The sequence below is a fragment of the Streptomyces hygroscopicus genome (assembly GCF_026168105.1).
GTDB classification, from domain to species: domain Bacteria; phylum Actinomycetota; class Actinomycetes; order Streptomycetales; family Streptomycetaceae; genus Streptomyces; species Streptomyces hygroscopicus_D.
Genome location: NZ_LBMW01000038.1, coordinates 64,683 through 76,368 on the forward strand (window position 1 = coordinate 64,683; position 11,686 = coordinate 76,368).

The window sequence follows — 11,686 nt, forward strand, 5'->3', positions numbered from 1 at the left end:
CGACGGAGGCGCCCGATGACCAAGACGTCCGCAGCACCCGGGCCGTGGGAGGCGACCGATGAGCCATGAGTCCACCGTCCCCGGCGAACTGGGCGATCCGGCCGTACGCGCCGCGGAGGTTGCCGAACCGGGCGCCGTCACCATCGTCGTGCCGACCTTCGACGAGTCGGCGAACATCCGCGAGCTGCTGCACCGGATCACCGAGTCGGTGCCCTCCCGGCTGCCCTGCGAGGTCGTCTTCGTCGACGACTCCACCGACGACACCCCCGAGGTGATCTCCCGCGAGGCGCAGGACTGCCCCTTCCCGGTCACCGTGCTGCACCGGGACGAACCGGTCGGCGGGCTCGGCGGGGCCGTGGTGGAGGGACTGAAGGCGGCGGGCTCCGACTGGATCGTCGTCATGGACGGGGATCTGCAGCATCCGCCGTCCCTGGTACCGGAGTTGGTCGCCGCCGGCGAGCGCGCGAACGCCGGACTCGTCGTCGCCTCCCGCTACCTCAAGGGCGGCAGCCGCGCCGGACTCGCGGGCGGCTACCGCATCGCCGTCTCGCGCGGCGCGACGTGGCTGGCCAAGGCGCTGTTCCCGCGCAGGCTGCGCGGCATCAGCGACCCGATGAGCGGCTTCTTCGCCATCCGCCGCAGCGCGGTCACCGCGGAGGTCCTGCAGCCGCTCGGCTACAAGATTCTCCTGGAACTGGCGGTGCGCAACAGGCCGCGCCAGGTCACCGAGGTGCCGTTCGTCTTCCAGGACCGGTTCGCGGGCGCGTCCAAGTCGACCGCGCGGGAGGGCCTTCGCTTCCTGCGTCATCTGGCCGGGCTGCGCACCGCCTCGCCCGTCACGCGCATGGCGACCTTCGGACTGATCGGCGCGACCGGCTTCGGACCGAACCTGGTCGGCCTGTGGGTGCTCACCGGGCTCGGTCTGCACTACCTGCCCGCCGAGATCCTCGCCAACCAGCTGGGCGTGGCCTGGAACTTCCTGCTCATCGAGCACCTGCTGTTCCGCGAGCGCCGCCGGCACCGCCGGTGGTGGGACCGGGCGGGCCGCTTCGCGCTGCTCGCCAACGCGGATCTGGTGCTGCGCATCCCGCTGATCGCGCTGCTGGTCGGCACGTTCGGCATGGGGGTGCTGCCCGCCACCGCGCTCGCGCTGGTGGCGACCTTCGTCCTGCGCTTCGCCGGGACCGAGGCGCTGGTCTATCTGCCGCGCCGGGGCCGGCGAACGCACCGCGCCGCGCGTGGGAGCCGCACAGCAAGGAGGGCCAGGTGAAGACCGTCCGCACACTCCACACGTTCCGCAGACGCAGAACCGCCCTGCTGGCCGTGACCGGCCTGACCGCAGGCCTGCTCCTGACCTCGCCGGAGCCCGCCTCGGCCGCCAACCTCGTCAAGAACCCCGGCTTCGAGGCCGACGGCACCGACGGGATGCCGTACTGCTGGGAGAGGTCCGGCTGGGGCGACAACGACTTCACCTTCACCACCACCTCTGACGCCCACTCGGGCGGCAAGGCCATGAAGGTCGAGCTGACCCGCCGCGTCACCGGCGACCGCAAGGCCATGTTCACCGAGTCCACGGGCTGCGCACCCGTGGTCACGCCGGGCAAGCAGTACGACCTCGGCGTCTGGTACAAGTCGACGACCCCGGACACCGCGGTCACCCTGTTCCGGCACGACACGACCGCGGGCTGGCAGTACTGGACCGACCTCAAGACCCTCGACATGAGCGCGAGCTGGGCCCGGGCGAGCGTGCGCACACCCGAGGTCCCGGCCGGGACCGACATGATCACCTGGGGGGTCTCGGTGTACGGCACCGGGTCCGTAACCACCGACGACTACACCATGGAGCAGGTCCCCGACCCGCTGCCGCCCCCGCAGTGCACGGGTACGGCGGACCAGTGCGCGAACGGCGGGTGGCAGGTGCTGCCCACGCAGAACCCGGTGCGCTCGATGCACTCCGTGGTCCTCGACAACGGCAAGGTGCTTTTGATCGCGGGCTCCGGCAACAGCGAGGAGAACTTCGCGGCAGGCACCTTCACAAGCGCCGTCTACGACCCGTCCAGCGGCTCCTACCAGGTGATCCCCACCCCCAAGGACATGTTCTGTGCCGGGCACGTCCAGCTGCAGGACGGGCGCGTGCTCGTCATGAGCGGCAACAAGGCGTACCCGGTCGCGGGCGGCCACGGCTACGAGGGATTCAAGGACTCGTACATCTTCGACCCGGCGACCGAGACGTACACCAGGACCAACGACCTCAACGACGGCCACTGGTACCCCTCGGCGACCGAGCTCGGCAACGGTGACGTGATCACCTTCGGCGGACTGCGCGAGGACTCCACGGGCTCGGTGACCACCGACTACTGGTCGGACAAGGACCAGCAGTGGCTGCCGACGTGGAAGGTCAACCAGACCTGGTCGTACTGGGGCCTGTACCCGTCGATGATCCTCATGCAGGACGGCCGCCTCTTCTACTCGGGCAGCCATGTCTTCGGCAACAACATCCCGGGCACCGGTTCGGCCGTCTACGACTACAACGCCAACACGATCACCCAGATCCCGGGCCTGCAGAACAAGGACGAGCGCGACCAGTCGGCCGGCGTGCTGCTGCCGCCCGCCCAGGACCAGAAGGTCCTCACCGTCGGCGGCGGCAACATCGACTCCAACCCGGACGCGAACCGGCTGACCGACATCATCGACCTCAAGCAGGCCAATCCGCAGTACGTGGCCGGGCCGCCGCTGCCGCAGGGCACGGTCGACCTCGGCAACGGACCGGTGGCCGAGACCGGCAACCAGGGCAAGATGTACGTCTCCACGGTGCTTCTGCCGGACGGCAAGGTGCTGGAGACGGGCGGCGCGCTGCACAACCGCGCCAACCCGGTCCACGAGTCGTCGATCTTCGACCCGAACACCACCACCTTCGCCCCGGTGGCGGCCGACCCCGAGGCCCGCGGCTACCACTCCTCCGCCTTCCTGCTGCCGGACGGCCGGGTGATGGCGACCGGCGACAACCCGGGCAACGGCACGTGGAACCACAATGTGTCGATCTACTCGCCGCCCTACCTCTTCAAGGGCACCCGCCCGACGATCACCTCGCTGATAGACAGCCGGTGGACGTACGGCACCACGCAGCGCATCACGGTGGACCGGCCCATCGCCAAGGCGGAGCTGATCCGCCCGGCAGCGGTCACGCACTCCTCGGACCCGAACCAGCGGTTCGTGGACCTGCCGCTGTCGGTGGACGGCAACAACGTCGACCTGAACGTGACCAGCAACCCCAACTTGGCCCCGCCCGGCTGGTACATGCTCTTCGCGGTCGACGCGAACGGCGTTCCCTCGGTGGCCAAGTGGGTCCACCTCCAGGGTCCCGCGGCCCTTTCCGCGAGCACGCCCTCGGCCCATGTCCACTCCTTCGCCGACTCCCCGACGGGCAGGACCACCGGGCCCGGAAGCAAGCGCACCTCGCAGAGGGTGAGCCCCGCCATCTCGGGCTGCGACCGGCACTACGGCTCGGTCAACGTGTGCGTGCCCACGGTGTTCCCGCCGGAGGTCGAGCGGACGACGGCCGCCCGCTGCGCCTGGCTCCAGCAGAACGACTACGGCCGACTGACGGTCAACGGCAAGGACGATCCGCTCGGCCTCGACCCGAACCGGGACGGGATGGCCTGCGGGAAGGGTGATGTGAGCAAGAGCCGGGGCCTGCGGTGAAAGTGCTGGTCACAGCCGCAGGCTGCGCTTGCGTCCGGGCCGTTTCCCGCCGTGATGGATCCGCCGTGCAGGCGTACGCTCGTCAGGCCCGGCTCGAACCCTGCGCAAGGGCGCGCTCCACGATCGCCTCCAGCTGTTCGTGGTGCGCGCCCTTCCAGTACGCCCGTCCGCACTCCCGGCACTGCGCGAAGACGTCGTACGACCGCTGTGTACCGCCCTCGAGCTGGTCGGCGACCTCTTCCTTCGTGGCGTCCTTGAGCAGCCCGTTGCACGCGGTGCATCGTGTCCACGGCCGCAGCTCGGGCGCGAACCGGTCGAGGACGTCCCGGAGTTGGTCGTCGGGCCGGGTGCTGTAGACGAACGCGCCCGCCCACAGTTCCCGGCGGCGCAGCAGTCCCCGGTCGCGGCTGAGCATCACGCGCTGCTCCGCCGCCGAGCGCGCGGCGAGCGCCGCGTCGCCGATGTCCGACGACTCGTATGCAGTGTCCACGCCGAGCAGCCGCAGCCGGCGCGCGAGGGTGCCGAGGTGGACGTCGAGCAGGAACCGCAGGTCGGCACCCGGGACGCGCTGCGGGCGCTCGACGGGGCGTACGGCCACGGATTCACCGGCCGAGGGGACGTGGGAGACGGGCACGTCACGGCCGTTCACGACGAGCGCCCCGACCTCGGTGAGCGGCACGCCGAGCGACTCGACGACATGGCCGAGCGTGGAGGCGCCGTCGGTGACGACCGTGGTGGCGCGTCCGCGTCGCCCGTGCGGGACGAAGAGCCCCAGCTCGGGGGCGAAGTCGACGTGGATCTCGGGTCCGTTCACCTGGCCAGGATGGCACGGCGGCGGGTCAGGGCGCCTCGGAATTCCGTCGCGTCAGACCGTACTCCAGCACATCCAGCGCGCGCTCGGCGTACTCCCCGACATCCCCCTGCTGCCCGTGCTCGGCCCAGTAGCGGGAGGCCTCCAGCAGGGCGCCGACGACGCCCATGCAGTACGCCCGCACCTCGAGGTCGTCGGGGTCGCGCCCGGTGCGCTCGGCCACCGCCCGGCACATCATCCGGCCGGTCACGGACATGCTCTCGATCATCCGCGAGCGGACCGCGGGCACCTCCACCATCAGCCGCCCGCGCAGCGCCATCTCCTCGCGCGTCTCGAACTCACCGGACATGCTCCGCTCGACGGCATGACGGATGACGTGCCGGAGCGAGGTCGGCAGCGGCTCGCCGGCGGGCCGCGCCCGCAGTTCCTCCTCCAGTATCGGGTCGTACTCGTCGGTGACGACGATGTCCTCCTTGGTGGGGAAGTACCGGAACACCGTGGAGGGGGAGACCTCGGCCGCCTCCGCGATCTGCTCGATGGTGGTCGCGTCGTACCCCTGCTCCTGGACCAGCCGGTACGTCGCCTTGCGGATCGCCGTACGAGTCTTGATCTTCTTCCGCTCGCGCAGCCCCAGACGGGGTTCGGCGGAGGGGGTCGAGCGGTGTGCGGTGGCGGCCATGGTCGTCATTGTCGGGCATTCTGCGTCGGGGTGACCAAGTCGGCGTGGTCGCCCGGCGCACTTCCCGCGGGTTTCGGGTCGGGCAGGAGTGCGCCTGCCGCCGGCGCCGTGACCAGCGCGGCGATGCCGCTTGCCAGCAGGACCAGGTCCATGCCGTGGAGGTAGGCGGCGTCCGCGGAGGCGGCCGGCGCCCGTTCGCCGAGCCGCGCGGCTACCCCTTGGTCGCCCACTACGGAGTCGGAGGCGGTGCGCGCGGCCGGGTGCGGGAGGGCGGAGGTGCCGACCCGGGGAGGAGCAGGGAGCCGCTACGCGTGCTGGTACGCGACCAGCGAGATGCCCACGTAGTGCACGACGAACGCCGCGAGGGTGAAGGAGTGGAAGACCTCATGGAAGCCGAACCAGCGCGGTGACGGATTCGGCCGCTTGATGCCGTAGACCACGCCGCCGGCGCTGTAGAGCAGGCCTCCCACGATCACGAGTACGAGAACGGCGATTCCGCCCGTGCGCATGAAGTCGGGCAGGAAGAAGACGGCGGCCCAGCCCATCGCGATGTAGCAGGGGGTGTAGAGCCAGCGAGGGGCGCCGACCCAGAAGACCCGGAAGACGATGCCGGCCGCGGCCGCGGCCCAGATGCTCCACAGCAGCCACCGCCCCTTCGCGGCCGGCAGGAGCAGCAGGGTCAGCGGGGTGTAGGTGCCCGCGATGATCAGGAAGATGTTCGCGTGGTCGAGCCGGCGCAGAACGCCGTCCATGCGCGGGCTCCAGTTTCCGCGGTGGTACAGCGCGCTGACGCCGAAGAGCAGACAGGCGGTCAGGACGTAGATGCCGCAGGCGATTCGGCCTCGGGTCGAGTCCGCGAGGGCCGTGAGCACCAGGCCGGCCACGAGAACGGTGGGGAACATGCCGAGGTGCAGCCAGCCGCGAAGCTTCGGCTTGACCGGGTGGGGCAGCGAGAGCGCGACGGGACCGCGGCCGGCTGCCGGCGGGTCCGTGGGCGCGTCGGGGACGGACGCAGTCATGCGCGGCATGGTACCTACGGAACCGTAAGTTGCGGATCAAAGTGCGACGGCTGTCACCCGGGCCGTCCGACCTCTACGGCAAACCGCGCCAACGCAAAAGAATCTTCCGTCGAATCCTACGTGTACGCAAAGAAACGCGGGGATACGTGGCGATCCTCACTCCGCTCAGCTGTGACGTCCTCTGGACAGATGCGCAATCACGTCGGATGATCAAATGAGTGTGGTCGGCACCGGATGAGCGGCTACGAAGCATCCGGGTCGTGGCCCCCACGGGGCAGTCAAACAAAAAATCCCTCATCTAGGAGCAATCGTGGCGCGCGACATCGCGGCTCCCTCCACCGTCCCCACCCAGCACAAGGACCTGATCTCGTGGGTCAACGAGATCGCCGAACTGACCCAGCCGGACAGCGTGGTCTGGTGTGACGGATCCGAGGCCGAATACGAGCGCTTGTGCGAGGAGCTCGTCCGCAAGGGCACCTTCAAGAAGCTCGACCCGATCAAGCGCCCCAACTCCTACTACGCCGCGTCCGACCCGACCGATGTCGCGCGGGTCGAGGACCGGACCTTCATCTGCTCCGAGAAGGAGGAGGACGCGGGTCCGACCAACCACTGGAAGGCCCCCGCCGAGATGCGGGAGATTTTCCAGGGTGGGAACGGTCTGTTCCGCGGCTCGATGCGCGGCCGCACGATGTACGTCGTGCCCTTCTGCATGGGCCCGCTCGGCTCGCCGCTGTCGGCGATCGGCGTGGAGATCACGGACTCCGCCTACGTCGCGGTCTCCATGCGCACCATGACGCGCATGGGCCAGGCGGTCCTCGACGAACTGGGCTCCGAGGGCTTCTTCGTCAGGGCAGTTCACTCCCTGGGCGCTCCGCTGGAGCCCGGCCAGGAGGACGTCCCCTGGCCCTGCAACCGGACCAAGTACATCTCGCACTTCCCCGAGGGCCGCGAGATCTGGTCCTACGGCTCCGGCTACGGCGGCAACGCGCTGCTGGGCAAGAAGTGCTACGCCCTGCGCATCGCCTCCGTGATGGCGCGCGACGAGGGCTGGCTCGCCGAGCACATGCTGATCCTCAAGCTGACGCCGCCGCAGGGCGAGTCGAAGTACGTCGCCGCTGCCTTCCCGAGTGCCTGCGGCAAGACGAACCTCGCCATGCTGGAGCCGACGGTCTCCGGCTGGACGGTCGAGACGATCGGCGACGACATTGCGTGGATGCGGTTCGGCGAGGACGGCCGTCTGTACGCGATCAATCCCGAGGCCGGCTTCTTCGGCGTCGCGCCCGGCACCGGTGAGCACACCAACGCCAACGCGATGAAGACCCTCTGGGGCAACTCGGTCTTCACGAACGTCGCGCTGACCGACGACAACGACATCTGGTGGGAGGGCATGACGGAGGAGACTCCGGCCCACCTCACCGACTGGAAGGGCAACGACTGGACGCCGGAGTCGGACACCCCGGCCGCCCACCCGAACGCCCGCTTCACCGTCCCCGCCTCGCAGTGCCCGATCATCGCGCCCGAGTGGGAGGACCCGAAGGGTGTGCCGATCTCGGCGATCCTCTTCGGCGGCCGCCGCGCCACCGCGGTCCCGCTGGTGACGGAGTCCTTCGACTGGAACCACGGCGTCTTCCTCGGCGCGAACGTCGCCTCCGAGAAGACCGCCGCTGCCGAGGGCAAGGTCGGCGAGCTGCGCCGCGACCCGTTCGCCATGCTGCCGTTCTGCGGCTACAACATGGGCGACTACATGGGTCACTGGGTCGACGTGGCCAAGGGCAAGGACCAGTCCAAGCTGCCGAAGATCTACTACGTCAACTGGTTCCGCAAGAACGACGAGGGCAAGTTCGTCTGGCCCGGCTTCGGCGAGAACAGCCGCGTCCTGAAGTGGATCGTGGAGCGCCTGGAGGGCAGGGCCGAGGGCGTCGAGACCCCGATCGGCGTCCTGCCGACGCGGGCGGCGCTGGACACCAACGGTCTGGACCTGTCGGAGTCCGACCTGGACTTCCTGCTCAGCGTCGACAAGGACGTGTGGCGCGAGGAGGCGGCGCTGATCCCCGAGCACCTCAACACCTTCGGCGACCACACGCCCAAGGAGCTGTGGGACGAGTACCGCGCGCTGGTGCAGCGCCTGGGCTGAGGCCCATCCAGCTCCGCGGCCGGTCCGGCCAGCCCTGACCTGCGACGTCGTCAAGACCGGCCGCGGTGACAGCACCACGAACAGGCCGGGGCCCCGCACAACGGCGTGCGGGGCCCCGGCCTGTGTGCGGCTGCTCGCCGTCGCGGAGTGAGGAGTGCGACCCGCGGCGCCCAGAACCCCCGGCCGAAGCCGACGCAGCGTTGTGGCGCCCGGCCCGCGCGTCTCTGAGGGTGCACGCGGACCGGGGCCGTCGGGAGGAGCCGCAGGGGGCGGCTCGGGAGGGGTCAGCCGGTGGCGATCGGCTCGCGCGGGCCGGCCGGCGCGGCGGAGTGGGCGTCCATGCGTTCCGCCGACAGGATCGCCGCCGCCGTGTCCGCGCGGGACGCCGCGACCACCAGGGCGCGACCGGCGAGCGCGTGGGCGCGCCGCTGGAGCGCCGCGACGCGCGGGTCGGGGTCGTCCGCGGTCGCCGACGTGCGGCCCGGCGCAATGCCTTCGCGCAGCCGCGTCACCTGCTCGGCGAGCCGTTCGGCGGCCGTGTCCAGCTCCTCGGAGGGGGCCAGCGCACGCAGCTCGTCCGTCACCGTGAGAAGCGCCGCCAGATGGCCCGCGAGCTGGATGTCCAGCTCTTCCTCGCGCGAACGGTGCGGGAAGTCGGGGGTGGTGCCGGCCATCGTGTGGACCGACTTGGTACGGATCGGTTCGTACATGGGATGGCCTCCTGTGCTCTGACAGGAAGCCATCCTAGCTTGGATTTCGTCTAAAGTTGAGCAGGATCGCAAAAAGTGGGCGCCGACCACACTGGGGTGCCTTGTCGGCGGGACCTCGGGGCGGGGTCAGGGCTGGCCGTATCCGTCCAGGAAGTGCCCTATCCGCGTGATCGCCGCCGTCAGATCGGCCACCGTCGGCAGCGTCACCACCCGGAAGTGGTCGGGCTCGGTCCAGTTGAACCCGGTTCCCTGGACGACCATGATCTTTTCGCGCCGCAGCAGGTCCAGGACCATTTGCCGGTCGTCCTTGATCTTGAAGACATTCGGATCGAGGCGCGGGAACAGATACAGCGCACCCCGGGGCTTCACACACGTCACGCCGGGGATCTGGGTGAGCAGCTCGTAGGCCGCGTCCCGCTGCTCCTTCAGGCGCCCGCCCGGCAGCACCAGATCGTTGATCGTCTGGCGCCCGCTCAGCGCCGCGACCACGCCGTGCTGTCCCGGCATGTTGGCGCACAGCCGCATGTTGGCGAGGATCGTCAGGCCCTCGATGTACGACTCCGCGTGCGCCCGGGGCCCGGAGATCGACATCCAGCCCACCCGGTATCCCGCGACCCGGTACGCCTTCGACATGCCGTTGAAGGTGAGCGTCAGCAGGTCCGGGGCGACCGACGCCGTCGGTGTGTGCGTCGCGCCGTCGTAGAGGATCTTGTCGTAGATCTCGTCGGAGCAGACGAGGAGATTGTGCCGGCGGGCGATGTCCGTCAGGCCCCGGAGTATCGCCGGGTCGTACACCGCGCCCGTCGGGTTGTTCGGGTTGATGATGACGATCGCCTTGGTGCGGTCGGTGACCTTCCGCTCCACGTCCGCGAGGTCCGGCATCCAGTCCGACTGCTCGTCGCAGCGGTAGTGGACGGCCGTACCGCCGGACAGCGACACCGCCGCTGTCCACAGGGGGTAGTCCGGCGCCGGCACGAGCACCTCGTCGCCGTCGTCCAGCAGGCCCTGCATCGCCATCACGATCAGCTCGGAGACGCCGTTGCCGATGAAGACGTGTTCGACGTCCGTCTCGATGCCCAGGGTCTGGTTGTGCATCACCACGGCCCGGCGGGCGGCGAGCAGGCCCTTGGCGTCGCCGTAGCCGTGCGCCGTCGAGACGTTGCGGAGGATGTCCTCGAGGATCTCGGGCGGGCACTCGAAGCCGAAGGCGGCCGGGTTGCCGGTGTTGAGCTTGAGGATGCGGTGACCCGCCGCCTCCAGCCGCATGGCCTCCTCGAGAACCGGGCCCCGGATCTCGTAGCAGACGTTGGCGAGCTTCGTGGACTGGATCACCTGCATGCTCGCGAGCTTACGGGCGTGTAACGCCTCGCGCCGCGTGTTTTCCACCACGTGGGACAGCGCGTTTGATCGGTTGTCACGGGTGGCTGCACCGCGCGTCCCGAAGGCCCCTAGAATTCGCGGCCATGTCATGGCAGCAACAGCCCGCCGAGGGGGAGTACGGGACGAATGTCGCGAACAACGCGACAGGCGACCGTACCGCCGACGGAGTGCATCGGGGCAACGGTGAACCCCAGAACCCGCCGAATGTGTACCACCCGTACGCCGATACGGCGCCCGAGTACGACCGGTACGCGGATCCCGCGGCGGCCCACGGCTGGCAGAACGCCTATGACGAGACGCGCGAGCTGCCGCTGGTGATCCCTGATGACCACGGCCCTTCGGCTGCTCGCGCGGACGGCGGGTCGCGGCGGCGGGCACGGTCCGCGCCGCGCTCCCGGCTGCCCCGTCGTGCGGCCTTCGCCGCCGGTGCCGTCGGCGCCGTGGGGGTTGCCGTCGCGCTCGCCGGGGCTTTCGGTTCCGGTTCCTCCGGCGCGCCGGGCGGCGCCGAGCAGTCGCCCCGGCCGAAGGTGGCGCGGTCCGAGTCGCCCACCGAGGGGTCCGTGCCCGGTACCGCCGGACCCTCCGGTTCCGTCGAACCGGCGGCGGGCGCCGGGACGGCCCCGGCGTCCGGTGCCCCGCGGGGCGCCGCTCCGGCCGGGAGCGGGACGTCGACGCCCTCGGCCGCCACGACCGCCGCCCGGACCCCCTCCGCCTCCCCGTCCGTCACCGCGAGCGCGACCGGTCCGGGCTACTTCGGCCACAAGCCCGGCCGCGGGCACGGAGGCACCAAAGGCTCCAGGTAGGGAGCGGCCCGGAGATTCAGGGGGCGAGTCCGTCATGGGTTCCTGACTCGGCCGAAAACAGCTTCTTGCCCGCACACCCCCCTCCATTGACAATGCGCATGACAAATCAGAGGGTGGCCGGAAAACCTTCGGTCGTCCTTGTCAGCACAACCTCGTCAGAGGGGACCCCCACATGAGAAAGCCTCTCGCTGCCGCGCTCTTCGCTCTGGTGATCGCCGGAGCCGGCGCGGCACCGGCCGTCGCGGCTCCCCAGCCCGCGACGGCGCCCACCACCGCCACGCTCGCCAAGACGGCGAACACGGCGAACACGGCGAACACGGCGAACACGGCGAACACGGCCAACACGGCGAACACGTCCAACACGGCGAACACGTCCAACACGGCGAACACGTCCAACACGGCGAACACGTCCAACACGGCGAACACGTCCAACACGGCCGTCACCACC

General features: G+C 70.0%; 10 protein-coding genes and 1 pseudogene. 5 read left to right on the forward strand and 6 right to left on the reverse strand.

Annotation, left to right across the window (positions count from 1 at the left end):
* Nucleotides 1-58 precede the first annotated feature (58 nt).
* Together AAW14_RS29250 and AAW14_RS29255 are read left to right on the forward strand one after the other, a co-directional pair.
* Nucleotides 59-1,270 carry a glycosyltransferase gene (locus AAW14_RS29250; RefSeq protein ID WP_265567112.1) on the forward strand — a complete coding sequence of 404 codons (1,212 nt, stop codon included), beginning with the start codon at nucleotides 59-61 and terminating at the stop codon, nucleotides 1,268-1,270.
* On the forward strand, nucleotides 1,267-3,702 hold the full coding sequence (locus tag AAW14_RS29255; protein WP_265567113.1) for a galactose oxidase-like domain-containing protein: 2,436 nt from the start codon (nucleotides 1,267-1,269) through the stop codon (nucleotides 3,700-3,702). Before AAW14_RS29250 ends, AAW14_RS29255 begins: the two co-directional genes overlap by 4 nt.
* 82 nt (nucleotides 3,703-3,784) lie before the next feature.
* Here AAW14_RS29255 and AAW14_RS29260 read toward each other — a convergent pair whose 3' ends face one another.
* The 4 genes from AAW14_RS29260 to trhA form a co-directional block, all read right to left on the reverse strand.
* Complete coding sequence (locus tag AAW14_RS29260; RefSeq protein ID WP_265567114.1) at nucleotides 3,785-4,516, reverse strand: Mut7-C RNAse domain-containing protein; 732 nt, start codon at nucleotides 4,514-4,516, stop codon at nucleotides 3,785-3,787.
* 25 nt (nucleotides 4,517-4,541) lie between these two features.
* Nucleotides 4,542-5,201, reverse strand: coding sequence for a TetR/AcrR family transcriptional regulator (locus tag AAW14_RS29265; RefSeq protein ID WP_416223394.1), 660 nt, complete (start codon nucleotides 5,199-5,201; stop codon nucleotides 4,542-4,544).
* Entirely contained in the window at nucleotides 5,198-5,422 is a 225-nt protein-coding gene (locus AAW14_RS29270) for a hypothetical protein (RefSeq protein WP_265567119.1), read from the reverse strand. The genes AAW14_RS29265 and AAW14_RS29270 overlap by 4 nt, the downstream gene beginning before the upstream one ends.
* A 75-nt stretch (nucleotides 5,423-5,497) precedes the next feature.
* The gene (gene trhA / locus AAW14_RS29275; RefSeq protein WP_265567121.1) at nucleotides 5,498-6,211 is read right to left on the reverse strand and encodes a PAQR family membrane homeostasis protein TrhA; all 714 of its coding nucleotides are present in this window, start codon (nucleotides 6,209-6,211) and stop codon (nucleotides 5,498-5,500) included.
* Between the two features lie 310 nt (nucleotides 6,212-6,521).
* On the opposite strand from trhA, the gene AAW14_RS29280 reads away from it, so the two are divergent.
* Nucleotides 6,522-8,345 (forward strand): phosphoenolpyruvate carboxykinase (GTP), encoded by a 1,824-nt coding sequence (locus tag AAW14_RS29280; protein WP_265567123.1) that lies wholly within the window; start codon nucleotides 6,522-6,524, stop codon nucleotides 8,343-8,345.
* 284 nt (nucleotides 8,346-8,629) lie between these two features.
* Here the strand turns inward: AAW14_RS29280 and AAW14_RS29285 are convergent, their stop codons facing one another.
* Both AAW14_RS29285 and AAW14_RS29290 read right to left on the reverse strand, forming a co-directional pair.
* Nucleotides 8,630-9,055: a hypothetical protein gene (locus AAW14_RS29285; protein ID WP_265567125.1), complete on the reverse strand. Its 426-nt coding sequence runs from the start codon at nucleotides 9,053-9,055 to the stop codon at nucleotides 8,630-8,632.
* Between the two features lie 126 nt (nucleotides 9,056-9,181).
* Entirely contained in the window at nucleotides 9,182-10,393 is a 1,212-nt protein-coding gene (locus tag AAW14_RS29290; protein ID WP_265567127.1) for a pyridoxal phosphate-dependent aminotransferase, read from the reverse strand.
* A gap of 125 nt (nucleotides 10,394-10,518) precedes the next feature.
* On the opposite strand from AAW14_RS29290, the gene AAW14_RS29295 reads away from it, so the two are divergent.
* Together AAW14_RS29295 and AAW14_RS29300 are read left to right on the forward strand one after the other, a co-directional pair.
* On the forward strand, nucleotides 10,519-11,238 hold the full coding sequence (locus AAW14_RS29295) for a hypothetical protein (protein ID WP_265567129.1): 720 nt from the start codon (nucleotides 10,519-10,521) through the stop codon (nucleotides 11,236-11,238).
* A 172-nt stretch (nucleotides 11,239-11,410) separates the two neighbouring features.
* Nucleotides 11,411-11,686 (forward strand): annotated as a pseudogene (locus AAW14_RS29300) (serine protease); the annotation flags it as partial.

Bases quoted from the DNA above. Each gene is read 5' to 3' on its own strand.
- AAW14_RS29250 (WP_265567112.1), top strand. From the start codon at position 59: ATGAGCCATGAGTCCACCGTCCCCGGCGAACTGGGCGATCCGGCCGTA.
- AAW14_RS29265 (WP_416223394.1), bottom strand. From the start codon at position 5,201: ATGACGACCATGGCCGCCACCGCACACCGCTCGACCCCCTCCGCCGAA.
- trhA (WP_265567121.1), bottom strand. From the start codon at position 6,211: ATGACTGCGTCCGTCCCCGACGCGCCCACGGACCCGCCGGCAGCCGGC.
- AAW14_RS29285 (WP_265567125.1), bottom strand. From the start codon at position 9,055: ATGTACGAACCGATCCGTACCAAGTCGGTCCACACGATGGCCGGCACC.
- AAW14_RS29290 (WP_265567127.1), bottom strand. From the start codon at position 10,393: ATGCAGGTGATCCAGTCCACGAAGCTCGCCAACGTCTGCTACGAGATC.
- AAW14_RS29295 (WP_265567129.1), top strand. From the start codon at position 10,519: ATGTCATGGCAGCAACAGCCCGCCGAGGGGGAGTACGGGACGAATGTC.